The organism is Gilliamella sp. W8126, assembly GCF_016102185.1.
Classification (GTDB): domain Bacteria; phylum Pseudomonadota; class Gammaproteobacteria; order Enterobacterales; family Orbaceae; genus Gilliamella; species Gilliamella apis_A.
The window spans coordinates 437,076-462,847 of the sequence record NZ_JACFPE010000002.1 but is presented as its reverse complement, the minus strand read 5'-3'; the positions used below and the strand labels follow the sequence as shown (position 1 = coordinate 462,847).

Below are 25,772 nucleotides of genomic sequence, written 5' to 3'. Positions count from 1 at the left end.
ATTCAGGACATATTAATTAATAGAGTAAAATTTATCTTCAAAATGACTCTCAATTAACTAACTGTGATTATTAAATACACCCCATACCATCTTTGGATGATATGGGGTGGTTTATTATGGCAATTAGCTAATCAATATATAATTAACACTAAGGCGTAACACAGACGGCCAAAGTTTTTGTAGTAATATCTCTACGATGAACATCTGCATCATCTGAATATACCACAAACCCAGTTCTTGAACGTTGTAAATCAATTGTCCAATAAAAAGTATTAGAAAAATTAGCGCCAACATAGTAATCCATAAATCCCCACTCCGAGAAAAAACCAGCATTGATTGTGCGTTGATAACGATTATTCGGTGATGATGGCGTTGCACCGACAGCGCCTACACAACGATCGTCAGATAAAGTGCCTTGACAAGAAGCATTGGTTAAATCTTTAACTTGTGCAAGACGATAACCAATATTTTTGCACCAGTACAACGCTTGAGAATAAGTACTATTAATACGACGCTGGACAAACCACTGTCGTAGCACAAAACCATATTTTACTACTTCTTTACCATTGCTATCTTTACCAACTAATTCAAAAGTTTGTGGTAAATCAGGTTGAGTTATCGGATCAGGAGAACTTGTGTTCCATTGAGAAGCGGAAGCTACAGGGCCGGTTAATGTAACACGAACACTAGTATTGTTTGAATTAGGTCTCATAGTTGCCGTAATGCCACTTCGCGTAACGGGTGTCCATGTCAAAGGCTCATTATAACCGCCAATGTCTAAATCAAAATATAGATGATCAGCACCAGTTGTAGGAAAATTTAGATGATAAGATGATGGTGTCGTTGACTGGGTTAAAAAACCTTTATAGGTATTCCACATCCATTCTGGACCTCGATAGTCTACAATATCACCATTAACCCAATCCTTTGCTCCACCATATTTTAAGTTAGGTTTTGCAAAACAAACGGATGGTGATGCTTTAGGATTAATATAATAGTTGACACTACCAGTACTAAAACTACTTCGATTAGGAATACCATAACGTGTAGTTAAATAACCAGCAGAACTACTCAATGATAGCTTATACGGAGAATTACAAATTGTTGGTATTTCATTACGGGGCACAGATTTATTATTTTTATCAACAATAGTTAAAGTTAAATCGCCAGTAGCTGAAATATTATTACTTCCTTGACCATCACCATCATCATCGCCCCAATAGTTATAAGGTGCACCAATAAGTGTATTCATTGCAATTTTATTAATATTGGTCGGAACTAACATACCTATATCAGCAAAACTATCACCAACATGGGGTAATTCAATTGGCGTTATCAATGAATCATTTGTATCAGGTGTAATTTTTCTACCATCAGATAAGGTTATTGCCAATAGATTATTTGTATCAGTAATACGAGTACGACCTTTATCAAAAGTTAAATATGGTGCACTACCATGAATAACGTTAGTTGTATATACTGATAATGCATAACTACATGGTGAAAAGGATAAAACTAAAACAACTGCTATAACTAAAAAAAACGGTAAGAATAAAATAAATCTTATAAATTGAGGAAAAATTAAAATATTGAGAAATATAAAACTCTGATTGCAATAATGAAATAATTTTAAATTATAGGTTGGGCAGATTTGGTGTTTGGTGTTTGGTGTTGTAAATTATAATGCATAGCGACAATCCTGTCAAGTAATCTTATGTTTTATTTGGTTTTTTTAATTCTTTTCGACTAAATACTCGTCGAGTATTGTACTTAAAATCTGCTAAAAGTATAGTAACTGAAAATAACCAATGCAACTGCTTTTTAAAAGTTAAATTGTTAACTTTTGTAAATATTATTATTGAAATAAGCGTTTAAATAACATTTACCCTCTTTAAAAACCTCGCTCCTCAACTTTTTTGGATTAAAATAGCTCTCATTTAAATTTTTTTGTGACTTTTTTAAAATAGAGAGTTATTTCAGAGAAATTCTATTTTCAAGGCGACTTAAAAAAAATATGCTATACTACTGCTTTATTTAATATAGTAGAGAGATTATTTTGCAACAATCATTACAAGATTTTATTATTGATAAAATTGATGACCTCAAAGGAGAAGATATAGTTACTCTAGATGTTCGTGGTAAATCAAGTATTACCGATTATATGATTATCTGCACAGCCACATCTAGCCGTCATGTAGCATCAATAGCAAGACACTTACTTGATGAAGCAAAAAAACAAGGCCATCTTGTATTAGGAAGTGAAGGCCAAAATGATGCTGATTGGGTGGTAGTTGATATGGATTCTGTCATTGTACATATCATGCAAGAACAGAGCCGACAACTTTACGAACTCGAGAAACTTTGGAGTTAGTGACGTGAAAATACAGCTTATTGCTGTTGGCAATAAAATGCCCAATTGGGTAACCACTGCTTTTAATGATTACCAATCCCGTTTCCCCAAAGATATTACTTTAGAACTTATCGAAATAGCAGCAGGAAAACGGACTAAAAATGCCGATATTGTGCGAATTTTAGATAAAGAAGGTGAATTAATGCTAGCTGCATGCGGCAAAGGTAATCGCATTGTCACATTGGATATTCCAGGCAAACCTTATACGACCCATGATTTAGCAAAACAACTTGAACGTTGGAAAACCGATGGTCGTGATGTCAGTTTGTTAATTGGCGGTCCTGAAGGTTTGTCGCCAGCCTGTAAAGCGGCTGCTGACCAAAGTTGGTCATTATCGCCTTTAACATTGCCTCATCCATTAGTACGAGTCATTGTTTCTGAAAGCCTTTATCGTGCATGGAGTTTAACGGCTAATCATCCTTATCATCGTGAATAGGTCGAATTATAAAATGAGCACTATTATTTTAGATTTGCAAATTGCTAGTGAGCATCATGAGAATCTCCCAACAGAACAACAAATTATGCAATGGTTAGAAGTGATCTTACTGCAGTTTATGGATAATGCCGAAATTACTATACGTATTGTCGACGAAGAAGAGAGCCAACATCTTAATTACACTTATCGTAATAAAGATAAACCGACAAATGTCTTATCATTCCCATTTGAATCACCAATTGAAATTGATGTGCCGTTACTCGGTGATTTAGTGATTTGTAAAAAAGTGGTTGAAATCGAAGCTAGCGAACAACATAAATCATTAACATCACATTGGGCACATATGATTGTCCATGGATGTTTGCATTTATTAGGATATGATCATATTCTTGACGAAGAAGCTGAAGAAATGGAAAATATCGAAATCGACATCATGGAACAATTAGGTTTTGATAATCCTTATCAACTAATTGATTAAATAAATGTGACTAATAATCTGTTTAGATATTAGAACAATAACAATAAATCCAACTATATTTGGTATTACAAAAGGAAGAGAGCAAAATGAGTGATGATAATCACCGGAGACCCAAAAAAGGGTTTACATTATGGTTAAGTCAATTATTCAATTCAGAACCAAAAGATAAAGAAGAACTGATCGAAGTTATTCGTGAGGCTGAAGAAAACCAACTCATTGATCCTGATACCCTTGATATGATCGAAGGTGTAATGGATATAGCCGATCAACGCGTTCGTGATATCATGATACCCCGCTCTCAAATTGTAACAATCAAAGATAATTTCACCCTTGATGAATGTTTAGATATTATTTCTGAACATGGCCATTCACGTTATCCAGTAATTAGTGAAGATCGAGACCATATCGAAGGGGTTCTATTAGCCAAAGATTTACTCATTTATATTCGACAAGGTGTCAACGATTTTGATTTGAAAAAGATCCTAAGACCAACTGTTGTCGTTCCTGAAAGTAAACGAGTTGACCATATGTTAAAAGAATTCCGCATGCAACGCTATCATATGGCGATGGCGATTGACGAGTTTGGTGGTGTTTCAGGTTTAGTCACTATCGAGGATATTTTGGAACTTATTGTTGGGGATATCGAGGATGAATACGATGAAGTTGAAGATCGTGATATTCGCCGTTTATCACCATCAGTTTATTCTGTCCGAGCCCTTACTTCAGTAGAAGATTTTAATGAAATTTTTGCTACCACGTTTAGTGATGATGAAATGGATACTATTGGCGGACTCGTCATGCAACATTTTGGCCGTTTACCAATCCGTGGCGAAACGATTACTATTGATGGTTATCAATTTAAAGTAACCATTGCTGACCGAAGACGAATTATTCAATTGCATGTCACAATCCCTGAAAATGCCGCTATACCTAATTTAGAGCAATCAGAAAATGCTTAAGCAGATTTTATTGAGCTTTATCTTTGGTGCAATTGCTGTATTCAGCTATGCGCCCTTTCATATCTGGCCACTTGCTTTTGTAGCATTTGCTGGCCTTTTATGGTTAATTGCTGATAAACCGAAAAAGAAAGCAATGCTTATTGGTTTTAGCTGGGGAATTGGCTATTTTCTATCTGGTGCTCATTGGGTTTATATAAGCATTAAACAATATGGTGAAGTACCAACTCCGGTAGCGGTAATTATTTTAGGACTTCTAATCGCATACTTAGCATTTTATCCTATGTTATTTGCATTATTGTTAAGAGTATGTAACAGCTTCGCACCAAAATTCTCAATAAAACAATTGGTTTTTCTAGCCCCTATATTATGGCAGCTTACTGAATTTTTACGTGGTTATGTTTTAACTGGTTTTGCTTGGTTAGAATTAGGATATAGTCAACTAGACAGTCCATTAAGAGGCTACTTCCCAATAGTTGGAATAAATGGTGTCACATTAATATTGACTATCTGCTGTGGTTTGGTCATCTATTGTTTAAATATGGCATTAAGCCACTCAACTAAAAAGCACCCAATTGGTGCAATATTCGCACTATTAACGCTCTTTATTGCACCAATATCATTCAATTTAATTAATTGGACAACAATTGACCACAGCCGTTCTGCTGATTTTAGCTTAATTCAAGGTAATATTTCACAATCTCTTCGCTGGACCAGAGAGCAACTAAATAATACTCTGCAAACTTATGGTTCATTAACCGAACAAAATCTTGCTAAAGATAAAATTATTATTTGGTCTGAAGCAAGTATCACAGATTACGAAATTAATCAGCAACCGTTCCTCCAATTTTTAGACAACGAAGCAAGAGCAAATAATAGTGAAATAGCTGTTGGTATTATTGATTACCGTTTAGAAAATTACGGTTATCAAGAAAATCCTGATATTTATAACACATTGCTAGTGTTAGGTGGAAAAACACCATATCAATACCCTAACACCAATCGTTATCAGAAACATCATTTAGTGCCGTTCGGTGAATTTACTCCTTTTGAATCATTACTTGATCCTATTGCGCAAATGCTTGATATCCCAATGTCATCCATGCAAGCGGGGGCTGAAAAACAACCACCACTTGAGATAAAAGGCTTTAAATTTACTACAGCAATATGCTATGAAGTTATTTTATCCGACTTAATATTGAAAAACTTTATGGCAGACACAGATTTTTTACTAACTGTATCTAATGATGCTTGGTTTGGTAACAGTATTGGCCCCAAACAACATTTACAAATGGCGCAAGCAAGAGCCTTAGAATTTGGCAGACCAATGATTCGTAGTACCAATACAGGCATTACAGCAATTATTGATCATCACGGTCAAATTGTTAAACAATTACCACAATTTCAAACTCAGGTTTTAAATTACAAATTATCCCCTACCGTTGGTTTAACCCCTTATGCAAGGTTTGGAAACCTTTCCTATTACCTAATTATTTCAATACTATTTATTCTGATTTTTGTAAAAAACCGTCGCTAAGCAATATTTTGGCATAAATATTGCTTCTATATTATTGAAATTCAGAAAATTGGCTACGTTAAGAATTGATAAAGATCATAGAATTTCTTGACTGTAGCTTGTCCTTTTAAACGATAAATAAACAGTAAAAAGTACTTTTATGCTAAAAAATAAGTTATAATATACGCCCTTTGTAAAAATATTAAATTTATTTAATATGATACAAATTAAACAGTAGGAGATGAGTATGTACAAAAAGACAAAACTAACCAAATTAGTGTTATCATTAGCAATGCTAGGCCTAATGAGTGGTGCCGCAGTTGCAGAAGAACTAAGTGGTACATTGGCTAAGATCAAAGAAAGCGGTGTAATTGTTGTTGGTCATCGAGAGTCTTCTATCCCATTTTCCTACTATGGTGAAAAACAAGAAGTTATCGGTTATTCTCAAGATTACTCTAACTTAATTGTAGATGCAGTCAAAAAAGAACTAAACTTACCGGATCTTAAAGTTAAATATTTACCTGTTACTTCTAAGACTCGAATTCAATTACTAAATAACTATACCTATGATTTTGAGTGTGGTTCTACAACAAACAATCTTGAACGTCAAAAGACTGTAGATTTTTCTGACAGTATTTTTATTGTAGGTACCCGATTCCTTGTTAAAGCAGATAGTAATATCAATAGTATTGAAGACTTAAAAGGAAAAAATGTGGTGACTACCGCTGGTACTACATCTGAAGTCCGTTTAAATCAAATCAACAATAAAGAAAAATTGGGTATTCGTATTATTACACCAAAAGATCATGGTGATGCATTTAATGCTCTCGAAACTGGTCGAGCTGTAGCATTTTTAATGGATGATGCACTTTTAGCGGGCGAACGTTCACGTGCAATTAATCCTGCAGAATGGAAAATTGTCGGTGAGCCATTATCTTATGAATCTTATGGTTGTATGTTAAGAAAAGGTGATACCCAATTTAAACAATTAATGGATAAAACCATTGCTGATGCCCAAAAATCAGGAAAAGCATTAGAATCTTATAACAAATGGTTCACTCAGCCTGTTCCACCAAAAGGAGCGAATATGGCTCTAGAAATTTCACCAAAAATGGTTGAGCTTTTTGCAAATCCAAATGATAAAGCATTAGATTAATACTTTTCTTATCTTTCTAATCCTATGTACTAAATGGTCGTTACATTTAGTACATAATCTAATTTAGTGAAATAAATATATTATGAGTTTCAATTGGACACTATTTCTTGAATCCACCCCGTATGGTGATGGAATTTACTTAAACTGGCTTTTGGACGGTATTATTGTAACCGTTTCATTAGCGGTTACTGCTTGGATCATTGCATTCATACTAGGATCACTAGTGGGAATCTGTAGAACATTAGAAAATAAATTTCTAAATCGTTTTGCAGCCGGTTATATCCAACTATTCCGTAATATCCCATTACTAGTACAAATGTTTTTATGGTACATGTTATTTCCAGAAATTCTATCTGGAAGTTTAAAAACATGGTTTATATCTGGCTTATCACCGGATGTTAGTGCATTTATTACGGCAGCAATTGCTTTAGGTTTGTTTACTTCTGCGCGTATTGCGGAACAAGTTAGAACCGGTATTCAAACTTTACCTAAAGGTCAACGTTATGCCGCTATTGCACTTGGTTTAACAAATCGACAAGCATATATGTATGTTTTACTACCTAACGCTTATCGTCGTATTATTCCACCACTTACGTCTGAAATGACCAATATCATTAAAAATTCATCAGTTGCATCCACCATTGGATTGATAGATTTGATTGGTCAAATAGATCGCATTAACGATGCAACCAACAGCATTGTTGAAATATTATGTGGAGTAACAATTGCATTTATGTTGATAAACTATGCCGTACTTACCATTATGCGTTTTGTTGAAAAACAAACCCGCTTACCTAATATGAGTCATGGAGGATAATATGCAACTACTAAATTGGATTGCAGATATACCTTCATTGGTATTAAACAATTATCATTTACTATTAAGTGGATTGTGGTTAACCGCTAAAATTACATTTACTGCCGTTGTATTTGGTATTGTTTGGGGGACAGTATTAGCTTTAATGCGTTTATCAAATAATAAACTACTAAATATTTTTGCTAAATGTTATGTCAATTTATTCCGTTCCATTCCATTACTGTTAGTTTTGTTATGGTTCTATTTAGCATTACCACAAGTTATTAAACATATATTTAATTTACCGCCTTATGCTGATGTTAGGATTGTTTCAGCAATGATTGCATTTGCTTTATTTGAAGCAGCTTACTATTCTGAAATCATACGAGCAGGAATTAATGCGGTTGCTAGAGGTCAATATCATGCAGCTTACGCATTAGGTATGACCAAAAGTCAGGCAATGCGTTTGATAATATTACCACAAGCATTTAGATCAATGGTGCCATTGTTGTTAACACAAGGTATTATCTTGTTCCAAGATACCTCTTTGGTTTATGTGATGAGCTTAATTGATTTATTTGGTGCCAGTGTGACCCAAATCGGTACGGTTCAGGGTGGCACAGTTAAATATTCAATGATTATTTTTGCAGCAATAAGTTACTTTATAATTTGTTATACTGCTTCTCGTTTAGTTAATTATTTCAAGAAAGGGATAAGTCGATGATCTCCTTACAAAATGTATCAAAATGGTACGGAAAATTTCAAGTATTAAAAAACTGTACTACAAGAGTAGGTAAAGGTGAAGTTGTTGTTGTTTGTGGGCCTTCTGGTTCAGGTAAATCAACACTAATCAAAACCGTAAATGCTCTAGAACCTATTCAACAAGGTAAAATTATTATTGATGGTACTGAGATTACTAATCCATCGACTAATTTAGCAAAACTGCGTTCAAAAGTAGGAATGGTATTTCAGCACTTCGAGCTTTTCCCTCATTTAACCATTTTGAAAAATTTGACACTTGCTCAAATTAAGGTATTAGGCCGATCAAATGAAGAAGCGCGTGAAAAAGCGCTATCGCTATTAGATCGTGTTGGCTTATTAGCTCATGCGGATAAATTCCCTGCTCAACTATCTGGCGGTCAACAACAACGTGTTGCAATCGCTCGAGCACTATGTATGGATCCTGTCGTTATGCTATTTGATGAACCAACCTCGGCTCTTGATCCAGAAATGGTTAATGAAGTACTAGATGTTATGGTTGAATTAGCTTATGAAGGCATGACAATGATGGTTGTTACCCATGAGATGGGCTTTGCACGTAAAGTTGCACACCGAGTAATCTTTATGGATGCAGGTGAAATCATTGAAGATACCTCAAAAGAACAATTCTTTACCAATCCACGATCAGATCGAGCTAAAGACTTTTTAGCTAAGATCATCCACTAATAAATAAAAAGAGCACCAACTATAATACAATAAGTTGGTGCTTTATCTTTATCAGCAATAATTTAAGTGTCGATACTATTGTAAAACATTTTTTATCTGTTCCACTAAGCCACTTTCTCGATGTATTTGACTTTTCACTACACGATCTAAAATTTTAGCATCAGCATAAATTGAAACTGTTTTTTTAGCCCTTGTTATTGCTGTATAGAGCAATGATCGATTAAGTAATGGTGAAAATTCTGTTGGTAGAATAATATTGACATGATCAAATTCAGAACCTTGAGATTTATGGATTGTCATTGCATAGGCTGTTTCATGCTCGGGTAATCGATAGGGAGAAAAGCCTTTAATAGAACCATCAGAAAAAGGGAAATAAACCCGTAGTTTTGAGTGATCATGTTCAGCCCTAAGTGTAATACCAATATCACCATTATATAAACCTAATGCGGTACTATTACGTAAGATCATAATTGGTCGGCCAATATACCATTGATCACGATTATTTAATTTAATCAATTTATGTTTGGTCAATAATAACTCAATTTGTTTATTTAACCCTCCTACCCCAAACTTACCTTCACGTAAAGCACACAGTAAACGACACTCAGCAAATTTGCCTAAAATACTGGCAATATCATTATTTTGATGATGTTTAATAGCATTTAGATAATTTTTATAATGTGCGACACAATCATCTAAAACAGCTTGGTAAGTTTGACTTGAAGATAATTCATAATAACAAGCATCTGGTAAAGATTTATTGGCTAGCAGTTTTTTAACCGCTTGCAATTGACCTTCTTTCACCGCATTAGCCAACAAGCCTATTCCTGAATACTCATTAAAACGATAACTTTTTTTCAATAAGCAAATACTATCGGTGATCATGCTTGCAGGTTGGTCTGCGATTGGAATAGCATAGCCAGTTAATCGACTTAGTTCATCCGCCCTAGATTGACTATATCCATTTAAAATAAAGTCACATAAGTCACCAAATACCGCACCTGCTTCCACAGAAGATAGCTGATCTTTATCACCCAACAAGATTAAGCGAGCACAATCAGGCAGAGCTTCAATGATTCTTGCCATCATATTCAGATCAACCATTGAAGCTTCATCAACCACAAGAACATCAATATGTAATTGATTGTGTTTATTATAATTAAATGAGCGATTATCAGTTTTTGCACCCAATAAACGGTGCAGAGTCACTGCTTCGGTTTTAATATTTAATGATTCAAAAGATAACTGTTCAATTGCTCGACTAAGAGATTCTGTTAACCTTGATGCAGCTTTGCCTGTTGGTGCTGCGGCCACTATTCGCGTGGTAGGATCATTTAACACTATTCCGGCCAAAATTTTAGCTACTGTGGTTGTTTTACCTGTACCTGGGCCACCTGAAATAATGGCTACTTTACGAGTTAGTGCCACCGCAACCGCAATTTTTTGCCAATCAACAGTTGTATTATCATCAACAAATAGTTGGTCAAGAATATTTTTTAAGTCGATCGGTTTACTTGATGCAATATTCAATTGTGGTTGATTAAAATACTGAGCAACATGACGTTCATCTAGCCACATACGTTGAAAATAAAGTTTATTTTCAATAAAAATAAGTGGTGCAAGTTGTTCTCCATCACTTACTACTTGTTTATTTGAAGCTACACGGAGTACATTAACCCAATCTTCAACGGTTGGAGTATTGAGCTCCTGCCAAAGTTGCGGATCAATAACTTGTTGATTCAGGCGAGTAATATCAAGACAAACATGACCTGACCTGACTTCTTGACTTAACGATATAATTAAAAAGGCAAAACGTTTGCTAATAATTTCATCGTTGCCATCAACTTTATTGACCAAAAATTGGGCCAAATGAAGATCAAGTAAACTGATCTGACTGTTTTGCTTAAATTGCTCGAACCAATTAGTTAACATAGGTTATACTTTATTTTATGAGGTTTATAAACCATATATATCTTCTTCTTTATCATTTGGATAAGTGAGTTTAAAACCTAAATTAAGATCTTTAGTTTCATTTGGATTTAAAGTAAATCGCCAAGTTAATAATCCAGTTTGTTTATCATATTGAGCACCATCATATTTGGTATCAGCAAGTATTACGGTTTTATTTAACATTACCGGTAGCTGATCATTAACTTCTATATCAATTGGCAATGTTTTATTATTTTTGACATCAATAGTATAAGCATACTTTTGTGAAATATCATCACCAGATAGTAATGGAGTTGAGGTTTCTTTAACATTACGATTGCGGGCGATTAAAATGTTTTTATCACGTCCTAATGAAAAATCCAATGTCTCTTTAGCACTTTGGGTTGAGATAGTTGTCTCACCAACAAAATCTCCATTAAAGAAGATATTGGCTTTTCCTGAGAAAAGATTCAGTTTATCCCAGTCTCTTATCTGTGCTAGTAAATAAACACTACTATCTAATTTAGGCGTTGAAATATAATGATAATTAGCTTCAACTTCTTTTGTCTGCAATGTAAGAATATTATTTTCACTATTGGTTTTGATAGTATGAGGTAATTTAACATCAAAATGGGTATTGATACCTAAAGTATTAACTTTGGTATTTTGGCCAGGCTCTACCAATCTTGATTTTGATTCTCGTTCGTAATATTCTTCTTTCTCGGACTTGGAAAAAAATAGACCACTTTTTTCACTATAAACATCAATATACCATGGATTAATTTCTGGGGCAGATATACCTTTACTTGGATTAGAGGTTGATAAACTAAAATCGACATTTTGCCAATCTAAACCACTGTTTTGATAAATTGCTGCTTTATAGGTCAATTGTAAAGGCGAATTAATATCGGCAACTCGGACATCATAAATCGGTTCCCAACCAGCTTCAGAGGTAACATATGAAAGTGTAATAGGTAATGTAATATCTTTATTGGAAATGACTTTGACAACAACCGCATTATGTAATTTGTCAGCTTCTTGCATTTCATCTATTTGGGTTTGGCATTGTTTAATTTGTTCATCTAACAAATCAATTTCTTTTTGTAATCGACTTTGTTCATTTAATGTCAAAATTAGATTAGCTTTCACAAAATCAAGTGCATTTTTCATGGCAACTAAATCAGCAGATCCACTTTTAACTAAACTATCTAAGCGATTACCTTGCAAAAGTGAAACTTGTTCATTCACCACTTTTAATTGAATTTCTACAATATCATGCTTTTCTTGTAGTTGTTGCAGTTTATCAATAACTTTTTGAATATCCTGATCATTATTAATACTTCCAGCATATTTATTATTTAATGATGTCGACAATATTTTGACATCATTATTACCAAAACCAACATTGATTGAATCAGGCTTAACATTATTAGCGATACCTGTTAATATGATTTCACTTTCACCTTTAGTTAATAAAACAGTTGACTGACCTTGTAATTCGGCACCTTGTAAAAACAAAGTTACTTTATTTAATGTAACATTATTATTTGCCAAAGCACTCCCTGAAATTAATGCAATCGCCAATGCAATTTTATGAATTTTCATATTAGCATTTCCCTATATCACCATGATTTTATTTATTAATCTACTAAATTAATGTAATTAAAAATATAATTATCTACAGTTTTTTTATGATAAAAATATTCATTATTTTATATTTAATCAGCATAAGATTTAAATTACAAATCAAAAATATTTATTTTTTGTTTAGTATATTGAACATTTATAAAAAATAATGTAAATTTTGTAACAAATAAAAAACGAAAAGGAGGCGGTATGGATGGTTTCAATTATTTAAAAGCAGCCATAAAACGCAAAAACTTATCATTACAGACTGTTGCTGATGCTTGTCAAATGACTAAAGGTTATTTGAGCCAATTGATTAATGATAAAATTAAAAATCCAAGCGCACAGAAATTACAATCACTGCATCATTATTTACAAATAGACTTAGCCAGCAAAAATAAAAAAGTTGGAGTGATTTTTGGAAAATTTTATCCATTGCATACTGGTCATATTTATTTGATTCAACGTGCAATTAGCCAAGTTGATGAACTTTATATTATTCTTTGTTCCGACACCATCCGGGATATGGCGTTATTTGAAGAAAGTGCTATGTCACGCCAACCAACGATCAATGATAGGATTCGTTGGTTGCTACAAACATTCAAATATCAAAAAAATATCCATATTGAACTTTTAGAAGAAGATGGTATTCCGGCTTATCCAAATGGTTGGAATGAATGGAGTGATAGAGTCAAAAAATTATTTAAAGAAAAAGGCATTAATCCTAGTTGCGTCTATTCAAGTGAACCACAAGATGTAGCCATGTATAAAGATTTATTCGATTTAGACACAGTACTTATCGATCCTACTCGGCAATTTATGCAAGTCAGTGGTACTCAAATTCGTCAAGCCCCATTAAAAAATTGGCAATATATACCAACAGAAGTGAGACCATTTTTTGTGAGAACGGTGGCTATTCTTGGTGGTGAATCAAGCGGTAAATCGACATTAGTAAATAAATTAGCCAATATGTTTAATACCACTAGTGCTTGGGAATATGGCCGTGATTATGTATTTTCTCATCTTGGTGGCGATGAACGTGCATTGCAATATGCTGACTATGATAAAATTGCATTAGGGCATGCTCAATATATTGATTTTGCTATCAAACATGCTAATAAAGTGTCATTTATTGATACTGATTTTATTACCACTCAAGCATTTTGTAAAAAGTATGAAGGTAAAGAACATCCTTTTTTACAAGCTATGATCAATAATTATCGATTCGATTTAGTTATCTTATTAGGTAATAACACACCGTGGGTTGCTGATGGATTAAGAAGTTTAGGCAGTCCAAAACAACGAAAAGATTTTCAACAATTACTGATCTCATTGTTAGAAAAAAATCATATCAAATACATCCAAATTGATTCACCAGATTATGAAGAGCGTTATTTGCGAAGTATCGAACTAATCAATCAACTTATTAATGATGAAGAGTAATAATTATGAATAAATTAAGCCATTTTGCCATAGCTATTGGCCGCAATAAATTTTATCCATTGTTTTGTATTATCTGTGTCACCGGAGCATATATATATACGGATCCAATTAATGATTTCAATTTACGCTATGCAGTATCATATGCTGGTGCATTTTTAGGCTTGTTATGTGTGATCTTATTAGCAAAACGAAAAAATTTAGGTAATGTGCTTGGTATGCTAGCGGTAATTGCTGAATGTTGTGCAAATTTCCTTGGCGGTAATATTGGGGCGGGTTTGCCAACGTTTTACTATTTTGGCTCACATATTTATGGCATATTAACTTGGCAAAAAAATCTAGATAATAATAAAAGCGTTAAAGTTCGTACTTTAAATGAAAATGCCTTTTTATATGCGTTAATATTCCTCATTGCGGCTGCTTTTTTCAATATTTATTTAACTAATGAAATCGGCGCAATAAATACCTCCTACCAACTTATTACTAACTGCTTTATATTCGGTCTGGGCGTAGTTGCTCAACTTTTATTAATGATGAGATATGCTTTCAATTGGTATTTATGGGTCTTATTAAATGTATTAGTTATTAGTTTAAATATTTATACTGACAATATTGTTATCGCAACCCAGTATTTAATTTATCTGTTTAATGCAATATACGGTATTTGTGAGTGGAAACTTTCCGAACAAAATGAAAAAGAGAAGAAAAATTAATTTTTAATAAATGAAAGAGAATAGTTAAATTGAAAAAGAAGCAAATAATCAAATTATTTGCTTCTTTTTCATTATTCTATATCGCCATCTACAAGCGGTACGAATTTCACTTCACCGATATTCTTGGTAATAAAATTATCACCATCGCGTTCAATTAATTGTAACGTTTGCTGATTTTTACCTACAGGTAATACTAACCGCCCTTTATCAGCTAGTTGTGTCAGCAGACTCGAAGGCACTTCCGTTGCCGCTGCAGTTACAATTATACCATCAAATGGCCCTCGTTCTGGCCAACCTTGCCAACCATTGCCATGACGAGTTGAAATATTATGGATATCTAGTAATTTTAATCTTCGTTTGGTATTCCATTGTAAACTTTTAATTCTTTCTACTGAACAAACATGATTTACTAACTTGGCTAAAACTGCCGTTTGATATCCTGAACCAGTACCGATTTCAAGTACCTTTGCATTAGGCGTTAAGTTTAATAACTCCGTCATTTTAGCAACAATATAAGGTTGAGAAATAGTTTGACCACTACCAATAGGTAACGAGCAATCATCATAAGCTTGATGTGAAAGCGCTTCATCAACGAACTTTTCACGTGGTATTGAAGCTATAGCTTCTAAAACACGATCATCTTTTATGCCCTGCTGGCGTAATAAGTCAATCAACCGCTGCCTTTTTAAACTTTGCATTTTAGTTACTCATTTTCAATAATCAATTCACGTAATACACTTGTTGCATAACAACCTGAAGGTAAATAAAAACTGATGTCTAAGTTATTTTCATCTCGCCATTGCCACTCTAGTTGCTCAGGGCGCAACAATATTGAGCGTCGCATCGTTTCAACGCGTTCCTTTCTAAATAACTCAGTAAAACAAGACCAATTTTCCAAACAACTTTGTTCAAATGTTAAAGCAATAGATTCAGTACCTAATCCTGAATCTCCCACCAAAGGAGCGGTAATATTAATCTCACCATTTTGTAAACGTTGCTGTAAAAGTGATAATTCCTCAGTTTTAGACAAAAACCAACTATTACTTTTTGATAATTGTAATATATCCCCATCAATAACTGTTTGCTGAATCTGGCGTTGAATCCTTTGACTGACTATATCATTAAAAATAGCACTTCGTGCCGCAGAAAGATAAAAGCTTCTTTTTTTACGGTCTTTAACTGAAATTTCACCATTGGCCCACTTTATTGCTTGATTAATATTATTTTGCTCACGTCCAAATCGTTGTTCCCCAAAATAATTAGGAACACCATGCTGTTTAATTAAGTCTAATTTTGATTCGACTTCTTGTTTATCAGTCAAATTTCTTAAAACAATTTTAAATCGGTTACCTTTTAAAGCCCCTATTTTCAATTTTTTATTATGCCGAGTAACCTGCAATATTTGACAGCCAGTTAAATCAAATTGTGAAAAATCTGGAGTATCTTGGCCAGGCATATGTAGACTAAACCATTGTTGGGTGACTGCTTGGCGATCTTTAAGGCCTGCATAACTGACATTTTTGGCTGAAATGCCAACATATTTAGCTAACTGTTCAGCCACAAAGACCGTATTACAATCTTTCTTTTCGAGATACACTAAAACATGTTCACCTTCACCAGTTAAATCAAAACCTAGTTCTTCGATAACAATAAAATCTTCATATTGTTGCTTATATAAACCATAGCTTGTTGGTTTACCATAAAAATAATTGAGTTGTGCTAACACGTAATCGCCTATTGTCTAATTTGTCTCTATTTCTTTGCTAATAACACTACGGCTTCACAAGCTATACCTTCTTTACGGCCAGTAAAACCCAATTGTTCAGTCGTCGTTGCTTTAACACTAATCTGATCAAAATGTACTTGCAAATCTTCAGCAATATTAACCCGCATTTGATCTACATGAGGTCTCATTTTCGGTTCTTGTGCAATAATGGTCGTATCTAAATTAATTAATTTATAACCTTTAGATTGGATAATACCATACACTTCTTTCAATAATAATCGGCTATCTATACCTTTGTATTTAGGATCTGTATCTGGAAACAATTTACCAATGTCTCCTAAAGCCAATGCACCAATCAAAGCATCAGTAATAGCATGTAATACCACATCACCATCAGAATGAGCAACAAGACCAAACTGATAAGGGATTTTCACTCCAGCTAATGTAATTGGTCCTTCACCACCAAATTTATGGACATCAAACCCATGACCGATTCGCATAATCTACCTATATTAATTTTGATTAGTTAAATAAAATGATGCTAAGTTTAAATCTTCTGGTCGAGTAATTTTTATATTATCTCGACGACATTCCACCAATAATGGATGACCACCACAATACTCTATAGCCGATGCTTCATCAGTAATTGCAATGTTATTTTTTAATGCTTCACTTAAACACATTTTAAGTTCACCAGCATTAAATAATTGCGGCGTAGCAGCGCCCCATAAATAAGTTCGATCGATAGAGTGATCAATAACAGTTTGATTATCTCTATAAGCTTGTTTAATCGTATCACTTAGTGGTGTTGCTAATATTCCACCCTTATTTTCTTGTAATACTCGATTTATTAATTTTGTAATATCTTCATGAGTCACACATGGCCTTGCGGCATCATGAACTAAGGCCCATTGGTGATCATTAACTAAATTCAAACCAGCTAATACAGAATCAGCTCGAGTTTCACCGCCATAAGCCACTTTAACATTGTCTTGCAAAGCGAGTTCAAGTGTATTAAAAAACTTATCTTCAGGACTGATGACCACCACTACACAGGAAATATTGGGATGAGTTAACAATTTTTGTATAGTATGTTCCAATATTGTCATTGGACCAATTTTTAGATATTGTTTAGGTAATTGGCTTTTCATGCGACAACCCACTCCTGCCGCAGGAACGATTGCGATAATATCACTATTATTTGTCACGTAATACCTTATTATTTTGCTTTAGAATCAATAATTATTCGATAAAAATACTCATTGGCTTTAACCATACCTAAATGGCTGCGCGCTCTTTCTTCAATCGCTTCATAGCCTTTCTGCAAATCGTCAACTTCCGCAAACATCTGTTCGTTACGTGCTTTCAACATATCATTCTCTCGATGCAGATTCTGTAATATTTGCACATTTTCTTGATAATCATAAATGTTATTCTTCCCATACCACAATGAGTACTGTAAATAACCCAGCACTAGTAGTAATAAAAATGGAATTTTCCACCTAATCATGAGTTTAATTTATCTCTTAACTTAAATACATTTAACAGGTTTTGGTAAGCCTGCTAGTTTAGTTGCTTGTTTAGCTGGACCATCAGGAAATAACTTATATAAATAGCGACTATTGCCCTTTTCTGGACCAAATTTTTTTTCCATTGCTTTAACCAATGCTCGAATTGCCGGTGAAGTTTTATATTCTAAGTAAAAATCACGAACAAATAAAATCACTTCCCAGTGAGCATCAGTTAACTCTATAGATTCTAAAGTAGCTAATTCAGGTACTAAATCAACAGTCCAATCCTGCCAATTTTTTAAATACCCTTTATCATCAGTGTCTATTTGATTTAACATTTTTCAAAACATAACTTAATATTTGCTGCGTATTATACTCGATTAATAAGATTGCAACACTAGTTTTGGCGAGTAAACAATCTAGTTTTGCTGAATTTCGCCCGAATTTGGCGAAAATTAAAGCAGTCGATAAAAAATATTAAATTTACTATTTACAAACAAGTCCGTCTCCTTTAATATTCACAGCCATTGCGGAAGTGTGGCTGAGCGGTTGAAAGCACCGGTCTTGAAAACCGGCGAGGGGCGACCCTCCCAGAGTTCGAATCTCTGCGCTTCCGCCATTTATTTTTATGGCAGAATCCACTGCAATGTAATAGAATCCACTAGAATCTTGGTAGTCATGAGGTTACGTGGATTTTTTTATTTCCGCTTTTTCATTAATCTTATGCTCATCCAGAGTAAATCATTTCAATCCACGCTTAGAACTTGTACCAAAACGTCCACCTAAAAATACTGGACCGTTTTGTATTTTTTATTAAATGCGCCTATCTCGTTCTACATAATTCAACACATTAAAAAAATGTTGGGGGATTATTCATGGCAAGGCTAATTGAAAAACTGACAGCTTTATCTGTGAAAAAAATAAATACAGCTGATTGTTATGACGATGGAGGTGGACTTTGCGCTAGAGAATCAGGAGCAAAATCTTAGATATTTCGTTTTAATTTTAAAAAGAGAGTATTGAATCAGACTTGGCGCTACATATATTGTTTGTTTGTCGGAAGTAAGAGAAGAAGCGCGCAACTGTCGAAAGTTGTTAAGAGAAAAAAACAGTTGAAGAAAACAAGGATGGTTATATTTATTTGGACGTAAAGTGATTGGTCGACAAACAAGCCATCACATATTTAAAGTTTTTAACATAACAGCACTATCATTAAGACAAAAAATATAGATTATATAAACTCTAATATATCACCAGTAGACATTTTTTTTGAATTTAATATTTTTTCTGCAATTTTACCTGTACAATGACATGTATAAAAATTAGTCGTATTTGTTTTTTTTAAAATTCTAAGCACGAATGGTAATTTTAATACAGAAAGCCCATTAAAATGTAATCCACCAACTATTGCATAAACTCTTTTATCCCCAGTTATTCTGATAGCTTTATTTATATGTTTCTTCAAACCAGCATGATTGCATCCGGTAATAATGACTAATCCCTTTTCTGAACAATAAACTAAACTAGAATCATCATTAATATAGTCTAACCTTATTTTATTATCAGTTTTAATAATTCCTGTGGGTAATTTGCATCCACCAACATCACCAAGAAATACCATTTTTTTTGTTAACCAAATAGCTTCTGTTGTTAACTTTATATCAAATTTTGTTTTCAATTTTTCCAAGGATAACCTGCCATCCGATCGAATTTTTAGTGGATTGATGGCATATCTTTTTTCTAATGCATCAGGATGCGCTATTAGCGTTATTTTTTCTAATGTATCCTGATTTATATTTACATGTTTTATTCCACCAGAATGATCATAATGACCGTGTGATAAAACTATATACGTTATGTTATTTAGAGTTAAATTTTCACTCCATTCAGATCCACAATCCATTAGAATTTTTGTATTATCATCTTCAATATAAAAACTAACACCTTTATTGGGGCTTAATTTGAAGCCTCTAATATCATTAATTAATAATTTTATTTTCATATACTACTCAAAACATGATTTTCCAAAAAAAACTAACAAGCATGGTAAATTGAGATTTCCAAAGAAAGAAGTAGCAGCTCCATACCCATTTAATACATTATCCAATGAACAAAGAGGGAAAACTCCAATATGAGATATATAATTATCAAAAATTTTATTTGATGTCACTAAATATCTTATTGCTCTACATGTTGCTGCATTTCCTGTTGCACATGTAGGCTTATTATTTTTAATAACCAGAAAATTCTCCCCACCGACTTCCATAAAAACGTCTTGGTTTGATTGTCTGAAAGCAGGATTGGATGTTATTTTGCTTTTTATATCTCTTTTAAATCTATCGGCCATATTTTTTTCACTAACATAGAATGATTTTATATCTACTTTAGAATCTTTTTTTATTTTTCTTATTAATTTATTCACATATATAGGCATAACGTAAGGCGATACAGCTTGTTTTCTATAGTGATTAGAGCCATCAATTTCTTCTCCGTCACTTTTTCCATGTAAAAATCATGTATTTCCATTTCTAATATAAGAACAGTGATATTTTTTTAGTCAGAAATGATGCTAAACACAGTCGTAAGTCATGAATTTTATCCTTTAATAGATATATGTTGGGTGAGCATGTATCAATTCAAAGGTTATTTAATTGAATAAACTAGCTATATTAGATCTCTCATTCTTTTTTTTAAATGAAAATAATTGTCAAAGAATAAATAACCATTTGAAATATATAGAGTTAAATAAATCAATGATTTTATTTTATAAAATGAAGTCAGCTTATTTGTTCAAGACAATATTAGTCACCCATTTATATAATGTCGTTAACTTTTCACAATCTAATAACCAAACAAGAGATGGAGTAACATAATAAAAAATAATATGGAAGTGGCTATGTCTGTGAATTTTTTACTCGGTTGTGAGGGTAATTATATTACGGGTCAAACTCTAGTTATTGATGGTGGAATGTCTGCTTAATGAAACAGTATTTTGTGATGCTGTTCATAGAAGCAATGATTAAAATAAAAGATGTAAATGGAGTGTACGATGGAAAACAACACCGATGACCGACAATTCAATGGTTTAACACGATATAAAAAATTGATTATTTTATCTGTTATTTTCCTTGTTTCAGGGATAGGATATTTCATTTTTTGGTACATGTTTTCTCGGTTTACAGAATCTACAGATAATGCGTATGTTATGGGAAATCAAATTCCAATTCATACTCAAATAAGCGGAGGAATCTCCTCCATTTACGTTGATGATAATGACTTTGTAAGAAAAAAAGATGTTATCGCTCAATTAGAATCAATTGATGCTGAAAATAATTTTAGTTATGCAAAAAATGAATTAGCCAAGGTAATAAGAGAAATTCAACAAATCAAACTGACAACTGAAAAATTGTCAGCAAGTATTCAATTAAAGCAAGCGACATTAGATAAATTAGAAAAAGATTTAGCTCGGAGAGAAGGCCTTTGGTCTCGTAATGCTATTTCAAAAGAAGAAATAGAGCATGCTAGGCAAGATGTATTAATTGCGTTAAATGACTTAAAAATTTCCAAGCAAGAGTTAGAAATTAATAATGCCCTATTAATGCAGAATTCATTATTAGAACAACCACGTATTCAGCAAGCTATTTCTAAACTAAAGGAAGCTTGGCTTAACTTAAAACGAGTAACAATTGTTTCCCCTGTCACTGGATATGTTTCGAGGCGCCAAGTCCAAGTTGGAACACAGGTTAATAGAGGAGAACGATTATTAGTTATTGTTCCTTTGGATCAAGTTTGGGTAGAAGCTAACTTTAAAGAAGTTCAATTAAAACACATTCGAATAGGACAAAAAGTTAAGTTAACTAGTGATTTTTATGGAGATGATATTAAATTCGACGGGGTGATTACAGGAATTGCTATGGGAACGGGAAGTGCATTTTCGTTATTACCAGCACAAAATGCAACAGGAAATTGGATTAAAGTAGTTCAGCGTTTACCTGTTCGTATTGAATTGAATAAAGAGCAAATTAAGGAATATCCATTACGGGTAGGGTTATCTATGTATGTAACAGTGGATACCAGTGATGTAAGTGGAAAATTACTTACTGATATTTCACCTCAAGAAATTAAATATCAAACAGATGTACTTGCTTACGACTTAGATGAATTCGAGCAACTAGTACGAGAAATTATGCAAAATAACTTAATTTTAGAGAGTAATATTCAGTGAATCATAAAATGTCACCATTATATCTATCAGGTGCAAAATTAATTGGGCTTATTGTTGCATTGGCAACAGTGGCCTTCTTACAAATTTTAGATTTAACAATTGCCAATGTAGCTCTCTCTACTATTGCTGGAAACCTAGGAACATCAAGTAGTCAAGCAACATGGGTAATTACATCATTTGCCGTATCCAATGCCATTTCAATTCCTTTATCTGGATGGCTAGCTAAGTACTTTGGGGAAGTTAAATTATTTTTGTTTTCAATTTTGTTGTTTGTATTTGCTTCTTGGTTATGTGGTGTGTCCAACAGCCTTGAAATGTTAATTATTTCACGAGTACTACAAGGTGCGGTTTCTGGACCAATTATTCCTCTTTCTCAAAGCTTATTATTAGCTAACTCTCCAGATTCCAAAAAAAATATGTCTTTAGCAATATGGTCGATGACTATTATTATTGCTCCCGTCTGCGGACCTATTTTGGGTGGATGGATAAGTGACAATTTATTTTGGGGCTGGATTTTTTTACTAAATGTGCCAATTGGTCTAATAGCATGGATAAGTATTAGAATATTATTAAAAGGACGAGAAACAGAAATAAGTAAATCTCGAATAGATACTATCGGGCTTGCTTTATTAATATTTGGTGTTGGTAGTTTACAGCTTATTTTAGATAGAGGAAAAGAACTGGATTGGTTTAATTCATCTGAAATTATTATTTTATCTGTGATAGCGTTAGTAACACTTTCTTTTTTTGTTCTTTGGGAAATGACATCGAATCATCCTATTGTTGATCTATCTTTATTTAGATCAAGAAATTTTACAGTAGGGACGATTTGCATAAGTTTGGCATTTTTGCTACATATAGGAACATTAGTTATGCAACCACAGCTATTACAACGAGTTTTTGGTTATACTGCAACGTGGGCTGGATTAGCATTGTCTCCCATCGGTTTAGTTCCTATCGTTCTTGCTCCAATTGTCGGCCGTTTGGTTCCTTATTTAGATATGAGGAAGCTTGTGACTTTTGGTTTCATTGTTTTTGCTTTGTGCTTTTTTTGGAGAGCTTACTCGTTTGAGCCTAATATGGATTTTTCGAGTTCTGCATGGCCCCAATTCTTTCAAGGATTTGCGATAGCTTGCTTTGTTATGCCTTTGAATATAATAATTTTAACTGATATACCTTCTCACAAGTTAGCGGCAGCAGGAAGTTTATTTAATTTTTTTAGAACATTATCTACTTCCATTGGTACTTCTTTAACAAATTCATTATGGGAACATCGTGAAGCAATTCATCACAACCAACTAACTGATCTAATGAATCAAAATATACAAACGCTAGAATACACATATCAGCAGTTTCAGTTGCAAGGTTTTTCTGAAACTCAAGCTTCGGCAAAACTAGCACAAAATATTACTAATCAAGGGCTGGTAATCGCAACCAACGAAATTTTTTGGCTATATGGAATTATTTTTCTACTATTAATCATAGTTGTTTGGTTTGCAAAATCAACTATTACATCAAAGAATGAAATAGAAAAATAGTTGGTTGGATAAGCACTTAATTAATAACAAGATTATAATATTTTGAAAAATAAAAATGAACTTCAAAAACTTTATTGATGGGATTATCTACATGCAATGTACATGTTTTTTTTCTTTGTTTATACCTATGCAAAAAATATCTTCATATGAAAGTATAATACCAATTGAGCTAAACGCCTTATATAAACTCTCTTGGGCTGAAAATACTAAAGTAATGTAATGTGTTATGTCCATTATGATATCACTGGGAGTAGGACATTTTAGGATCGTTTGACTTAAATCAATTGCTTTTTGAGTGGACATTATTTTTTCTATATCAACTCCTATGCTTTCAACCTCATTTGAGTGTTTTATTGTAACCGCAGTTACAAAATTATTAGAGTGAGATATTGAACCAGCTATGTTTTTAGGTCATAAAATGGCTCCGTTGGAACTTTTTAGTCTCCAGTAATATTCTCCCTCACGCAATAAGTTTTCTAATGCCATAGCAGAAAACACTCTACCAGCTAAGAACTCTATTTTTCTCCTTACTGGAATGTATTGAATATCTTTTTTTAATTTTAATGGTAAATCATCAAAATTATTAATATTAAAATTATCTACTGAAAATGGCTAAAAGATTGCGAAATATTTTGAGATCCTATAATAAAGTTCTTGGTGATAGGTTTAAAATAGCCAAAAATACGTTTGTATTGTTCTTGATTAACTTTATATATGATGTGTGTTATCCTTTAGTTAGTTTTAGTTAATCGAATTACGTATATATAGTCTTTACATATGGTTTATGTTACTGTTTTTGATGGCAAGGATGTTTATTTAGCAAGGATAAAATATCATGTTAGACAATGATCTGTTAGTTAAAGTGCACCGACAAAATTTATCTACATTGCTTTTTATAAACAATATCACGACGGATTGGCATCGTCACCCTTCTCTTCAATTGACAATATCATTGCACAATATGTCTTTTGAGCTAGAAACACCAGATGAAAAAAAAGATGTGTTTGGTTTTATTATTCAATCAAATGTTCCTCATAAACTGAGCGCACCAGATGTCTGTTGTATTAATTTGCTTATTGACCCAGAAAATCCCTATTATCACTTATTATCGCATTTTACTGAAACTAATCCTGTTTATTTTCTAACTAAAGAAGAAGCATTAAAAATTGCCAGTTATTTTATGAAATCTGTTACGATTAGCCAACCATTTGATCTTTATCACGTCTATAAGTTATTACGTGAGTCAGATCCTAATTGTTCATGTGATCAAGATAACCGCATTAATAAAGCAGTCTCTATTATTTCATCATTACCCATAAAGCAAATTTCATCGAGGGAAATCGCCGAAAAAATACACCTTTCTGAAAGTCGCTTTCTTCATCTTTTTCGTTCTGAGTTGGGTATTAATTTCAGGGGTTATCTATTGTGGAAAAGATTACAGGATGTAATTGATACACTCGACTCCCCTACAACACTGACAAAATTAGCCAATGATATGGGATTTTCTGATTCGGCTCATTTTAGCAGAACATGTTTATCTAGTTTGGGGCTGAGACCATCACAACTGAAACGAGCTTTAATAATTGATAATAAAGACACTATATGCGGAAAACATTACTGTTTGTACAGCGTATTTCAGGCATTACATACCTAAAATACACTGTATTATCGTTTATATACTACTAACTGAATATAATATTCTTCATTTCAGAAATATTGACTAAAGATTGCTTTTGATTAATCACAATACCATTGAGTTGTATCAAGCGTTCGCAAGCACTTATACCTTAATGAATTAAGACTGAGTTAATACTTTCCAGATTAGATAAAACGACTTATTGCTCTTTTGAATCATTATGTAAACAATTAA

General features: G+C 33.1%; 25 protein-coding genes and 1 tRNA gene. 15 read left to right on the top strand and 11 right to left on the bottom strand.

All coding sequences use genetic code 11. From position 1 onward, the window contains the following. Positions 1 to 148: 148 nt before the first annotated feature. On the bottom strand, positions 149 to 1,393 hold the full coding sequence (locus H3S74_RS06055; protein WP_198247480.1) for a hypothetical protein: 1,245 nt from the start codon (positions 1,391 to 1,393) through the stop codon (positions 149 to 151). A gap of 663 nt (positions 1,394 to 2,056) precedes the next feature. Here H3S74_RS06055 and rsfS point away from each other — a divergent pair. The 9 genes from rsfS to H3S74_RS06010 all read left to right on the top strand — a co-directional run bounded on the left by rsfS (position 2,057) and on the right by H3S74_RS06010 (position 9,194). Next, positions 2,057 to 2,371 carry a ribosome silencing factor gene (gene rsfS, locus H3S74_RS06050; RefSeq protein WP_232351485.1) on the top strand — a complete coding sequence of 105 codons (315 nt, stop codon included), beginning with the start codon at positions 2,057 to 2,059 and terminating at the stop codon, positions 2,369 to 2,371. A gap of 4 nt (positions 2,372 to 2,375) precedes the next feature. After that, positions 2,376 to 2,846, top strand: a complete 471-nt coding sequence (rlmH, locus tag H3S74_RS06045; RefSeq protein WP_198247479.1) for a 23S rRNA (pseudouridine(1915)-N(3))-methyltransferase RlmH — start codon at positions 2,376 to 2,378, stop codon at positions 2,844 to 2,846. Positions 2,847 to 2,859: 13 nt separating this feature from the next. Continuing rightward, entirely contained in the window at positions 2,860 to 3,324 is a 465-nt protein-coding gene (gene ybeY / locus H3S74_RS06040) for an rRNA maturation RNase YbeY (RefSeq protein WP_198247478.1), read from the top strand. Between the two features lie 86 nt (positions 3,325 to 3,410). Next, on the top strand, positions 3,411 to 4,283 hold the full coding sequence (gene corC / locus H3S74_RS06035; RefSeq protein WP_110447421.1) for a CNNM family magnesium/cobalt transport protein CorC: 873 nt from the start codon (positions 3,411 to 3,413) through the stop codon (positions 4,281 to 4,283). Beyond that, positions 4,276 to 5,817, top strand: a complete 1,542-nt coding sequence (lnt, locus tag H3S74_RS06030; RefSeq protein ID WP_198247477.1) for an apolipoprotein N-acyltransferase — start codon at positions 4,276 to 4,278, stop codon at positions 5,815 to 5,817. Before corC ends, lnt begins: the two co-directional genes overlap by 8 nt. A gap of 226 nt (positions 5,818 to 6,043) precedes the next feature. Beyond that, the gene (locus tag H3S74_RS06025) at positions 6,044 to 6,952 is read left to right on the top strand and encodes a glutamate/aspartate ABC transporter substrate-binding protein (RefSeq protein ID WP_110447419.1); all 909 of its coding nucleotides are present in this window, start codon (positions 6,044 to 6,046) and stop codon (positions 6,950 to 6,952) included. Between the two features lie 82 nt (positions 6,953 to 7,034). Continuing rightward, positions 7,035 to 7,769, top strand: a complete 735-nt coding sequence (locus H3S74_RS06020; RefSeq protein ID WP_110447418.1) for an amino acid ABC transporter permease — start codon at positions 7,035 to 7,037, stop codon at positions 7,767 to 7,769. Between the two features lies 1 nt (position 7,770). Next, complete coding sequence (locus tag H3S74_RS06015; protein WP_198247476.1) at positions 7,771 to 8,472, top strand: ABC transporter permease subunit; 702 nt, start codon at positions 7,771 to 7,773, stop codon at positions 8,470 to 8,472. Further along, positions 8,469 to 9,194, top strand: coding sequence for an amino acid ABC transporter ATP-binding protein (locus H3S74_RS06010; protein ID WP_198220721.1), 726 nt, complete (start codon positions 8,469 to 8,471; stop codon positions 9,192 to 9,194). The genes H3S74_RS06015 and H3S74_RS06010 overlap by 4 nt, the downstream gene beginning before the upstream one ends. A gap of 75 nt (positions 9,195 to 9,269) precedes the next feature. On the opposite strand, the gene recD is transcribed toward H3S74_RS06010, so the two are convergent. Further along, a complete protein-coding gene (gene recD / locus H3S74_RS06005) occupies positions 9,270 to 11,126 on the bottom strand; it encodes an exodeoxyribonuclease V subunit alpha (protein ID WP_198247475.1) in 1,857 nt (618 codons plus the stop codon). 24 nt (positions 11,127 to 11,150) lie between these two features. Then, on the bottom strand, positions 11,151 to 12,728 hold the full coding sequence (locus tag H3S74_RS06000) for a DUF4139 domain-containing protein (RefSeq protein WP_198247474.1): 1,578 nt from the start codon (positions 12,726 to 12,728) through the stop codon (positions 11,151 to 11,153). Between the two features lie 231 nt (positions 12,729 to 12,959). Between H3S74_RS06000 and nadR the strand changes: the two genes are divergently transcribed. Both nadR and pnuC read left to right on the top strand, forming a co-directional pair. Continuing rightward, positions 12,960 to 14,192, top strand: a complete 1,233-nt coding sequence (nadR, locus tag H3S74_RS05995; protein ID WP_198247473.1) for a multifunctional transcriptional regulator/nicotinamide-nucleotide adenylyltransferase/ribosylnicotinamide kinase NadR — start codon at positions 12,960 to 12,962, stop codon at positions 14,190 to 14,192. Positions 14,193 to 14,197: 5 nt separating this feature from the next. After that, positions 14,198 to 14,902 carry a nicotinamide riboside transporter PnuC gene (pnuC, locus tag H3S74_RS05990; RefSeq protein WP_110447413.1) on the top strand — a complete coding sequence of 235 codons (705 nt, stop codon included), beginning with the start codon at positions 14,198 to 14,200 and terminating at the stop codon, positions 14,900 to 14,902. A gap of 71 nt (positions 14,903 to 14,973) precedes the next feature. On the opposite strand, the gene H3S74_RS05985 is transcribed toward pnuC, so the two are convergent. Genes H3S74_RS05985 through H3S74_RS05960 form a run of 6 tightly spaced genes read right to left on the bottom strand, consistent with a single transcriptional unit; the run spans position 14,974 to position 18,477 of the window. After that, positions 14,974 to 15,600, bottom strand: coding sequence for a protein-L-isoaspartate(D-aspartate) O-methyltransferase (locus H3S74_RS05985; RefSeq protein WP_110447412.1), 627 nt, complete (start codon positions 15,598 to 15,600; stop codon positions 14,974 to 14,976). Between the two features lie 5 nt (positions 15,601 to 15,605). Then, the gene (truD, locus tag H3S74_RS05980) at positions 15,606 to 16,628 is read right to left on the bottom strand and encodes a tRNA pseudouridine(13) synthase TruD (RefSeq protein ID WP_198247472.1); all 1,023 of its coding nucleotides are present in this window, start codon (positions 16,626 to 16,628) and stop codon (positions 15,606 to 15,608) included. A 26-nt stretch (positions 16,629 to 16,654) separates the two neighbouring features. Further along, positions 16,655 to 17,128, bottom strand: coding sequence for a 2-C-methyl-D-erythritol 2,4-cyclodiphosphate synthase (gene ispF, locus H3S74_RS05975; RefSeq protein ID WP_065614554.1), 474 nt, complete (start codon positions 17,126 to 17,128; stop codon positions 16,655 to 16,657). Positions 17,129 to 17,140: 12 nt separating this feature from the next. Beyond that, entirely contained in the window at positions 17,141 to 17,836 is a 696-nt protein-coding gene (gene ispD, locus H3S74_RS05970; RefSeq protein WP_198200547.1) for a 2-C-methyl-D-erythritol 4-phosphate cytidylyltransferase, read from the bottom strand. Between the two features lie 11 nt (positions 17,837 to 17,847). Next, complete coding sequence (gene ftsB, locus H3S74_RS05965; RefSeq protein WP_198200554.1) at positions 17,848 to 18,138, bottom strand: cell division protein FtsB; 291 nt, start codon at positions 18,136 to 18,138, stop codon at positions 17,848 to 17,850. Positions 18,139 to 18,159: 21 nt separating this feature from the next. Next, positions 18,160 to 18,477, bottom strand: a complete 318-nt coding sequence (locus tag H3S74_RS05960) for a TusE/DsrC/DsvC family sulfur relay protein (protein ID WP_034902173.1) — start codon at positions 18,475 to 18,477, stop codon at positions 18,160 to 18,162. A gap of 193 nt (positions 18,478 to 18,670) precedes the next feature. On the opposite strand from H3S74_RS05960, the gene H3S74_RS05955 reads away from it, so the two are divergent. Then, positions 18,671 to 18,758 (top strand) — tRNA-Ser (locus H3S74_RS05955). Positions 18,759 to 19,370: 612 nt separating this feature from the next. Here the strand turns inward: H3S74_RS05955 and H3S74_RS05950 are convergent. Together H3S74_RS05950 and H3S74_RS05945 are read right to left on the bottom strand one after the other, a co-directional pair. After that, a complete protein-coding gene (locus tag H3S74_RS05950) occupies positions 19,371 to 20,141 on the bottom strand; it encodes an MBL fold metallo-hydrolase (RefSeq protein WP_198247471.1) in 771 nt (256 codons plus the stop codon). Positions 20,142 to 20,144: 3 nt separating this feature from the next. Beyond that, a complete protein-coding gene (locus H3S74_RS05945; protein ID WP_198247470.1) occupies positions 20,145 to 20,561 on the bottom strand; it encodes a hypothetical protein in 417 nt (138 codons plus the stop codon). A 627-nt stretch (positions 20,562 to 21,188) separates the two neighbouring features. Here H3S74_RS05945 and H3S74_RS05940 point away from each other — a divergent pair. The 3 genes from H3S74_RS05940 to H3S74_RS05930 all read left to right on the top strand — a co-directional run bounded on the left by H3S74_RS05940 (position 21,189) and on the right by H3S74_RS05930 (position 25,556). After that, on the top strand, positions 21,189 to 22,364 hold the full coding sequence (locus tag H3S74_RS05940) for an efflux RND transporter periplasmic adaptor subunit (RefSeq protein WP_198200565.1): 1,176 nt from the start codon (positions 21,189 to 21,191) through the stop codon (positions 22,362 to 22,364). 8 nt (positions 22,365 to 22,372) lie between these two features. Continuing rightward, complete coding sequence (locus H3S74_RS05935; RefSeq protein WP_198214993.1) at positions 22,373 to 23,902, top strand: DHA2 family efflux MFS transporter permease subunit; 1,530 nt, start codon at positions 22,373 to 22,375, stop codon at positions 23,900 to 23,902. Positions 23,903 to 24,737: 835 nt separating this feature from the next. Continuing rightward, the gene (locus tag H3S74_RS05930) at positions 24,738 to 25,556 is read left to right on the top strand and encodes a helix-turn-helix domain-containing protein (protein WP_110447336.1); all 819 of its coding nucleotides are present in this window, start codon (positions 24,738 to 24,740) and stop codon (positions 25,554 to 25,556) included. Positions 25,557 to 25,772 lie beyond the last annotated feature (216 nt).

What these genes read in the sequence shown, in the direction of transcription:
- ybeY (WP_198247478.1), top strand. Translation starts at nt 2,860, where the DNA reads ATGAGCACTATTATTTTAGATTTGCAAATTGCTAGTGAGCATCATGAG.
- corC (WP_110447421.1), top strand. Translation starts at nt 3,411, where the DNA reads ATGAGTGATGATAATCACCGGAGACCCAAAAAAGGGTTTACATTATGG.
- lnt (WP_198247477.1), top strand. Translation starts at nt 4,276, where the DNA reads ATGCTTAAGCAGATTTTATTGAGCTTTATCTTTGGTGCAATTGCTGTA.
- H3S74_RS06025 (WP_110447419.1), top strand. Translation starts at nt 6,044, where the DNA reads ATGTACAAAAAGACAAAACTAACCAAATTAGTGTTATCATTAGCAATG.
- H3S74_RS06020 (WP_110447418.1), top strand. Translation starts at nt 7,035, where the DNA reads ATGAGTTTCAATTGGACACTATTTCTTGAATCCACCCCGTATGGTGAT.
- H3S74_RS06015 (WP_198247476.1), top strand. Translation starts at nt 7,771, where the DNA reads ATGCAACTACTAAATTGGATTGCAGATATACCTTCATTGGTATTAAAC.
- H3S74_RS06010 (WP_198220721.1), top strand. Translation starts at nt 8,469, where the DNA reads ATGATCTCCTTACAAAATGTATCAAAATGGTACGGAAAATTTCAAGTA.
- recD (WP_198247475.1), bottom strand. Translation starts at nt 11,126, where the DNA reads ATGTTAACTAATTGGTTCGAGCAATTTAAGCAAAACAGTCAGATCAGT.
- H3S74_RS06000 (WP_198247474.1), bottom strand. Translation starts at nt 12,728, where the DNA reads ATGAAAATTCATAAAATTGCATTGGCGATTGCATTAATTTCAGGGAGT.
- nadR (WP_198247473.1), top strand. Translation starts at nt 12,960, where the DNA reads ATGGATGGTTTCAATTATTTAAAAGCAGCCATAAAACGCAAAAACTTA.
- pnuC (WP_110447413.1), top strand. Translation starts at nt 14,198, where the DNA reads ATGAATAAATTAAGCCATTTTGCCATAGCTATTGGCCGCAATAAATTT.
- H3S74_RS05985 (WP_110447412.1), bottom strand. Translation starts at nt 15,600, where the DNA reads ATGCAAAGTTTAAAAAGGCAGCGGTTGATTGACTTATTACGCCAGCAG.
- ispF (WP_065614554.1), bottom strand. Translation starts at nt 17,128, where the DNA reads ATGCGAATCGGTCATGGGTTTGATGTCCATAAATTTGGTGGTGAAGGA.
- ftsB (WP_198200554.1), bottom strand. Translation starts at nt 18,138, where the DNA reads ATGATTAGGTGGAAAATTCCATTTTTATTACTACTAGTGCTGGGTTAT.
- H3S74_RS05960 (WP_034902173.1), bottom strand. Translation starts at nt 18,477, where the DNA reads ATGTTAAATCAAATAGACACTGATGATAAAGGGTATTTAAAAAATTGG.
- H3S74_RS05950 (WP_198247471.1), bottom strand. Translation starts at nt 20,141, where the DNA reads ATGAAAATAAAATTATTAATTAATGATATTAGAGGCTTCAAATTAAGC.
- H3S74_RS05940 (WP_198200565.1), top strand. Translation starts at nt 21,189, where the DNA reads ATGGAAAACAACACCGATGACCGACAATTCAATGGTTTAACACGATAT.
- H3S74_RS05935 (WP_198214993.1), top strand. Translation starts at nt 22,373, where the DNA reads ATGTCACCATTATATCTATCAGGTGCAAAATTAATTGGGCTTATTGTT.
- H3S74_RS05930 (WP_110447336.1), top strand. Translation starts at nt 24,738, where the DNA reads ATGTTAGACAATGATCTGTTAGTTAAAGTGCACCGACAAAATTTATCT.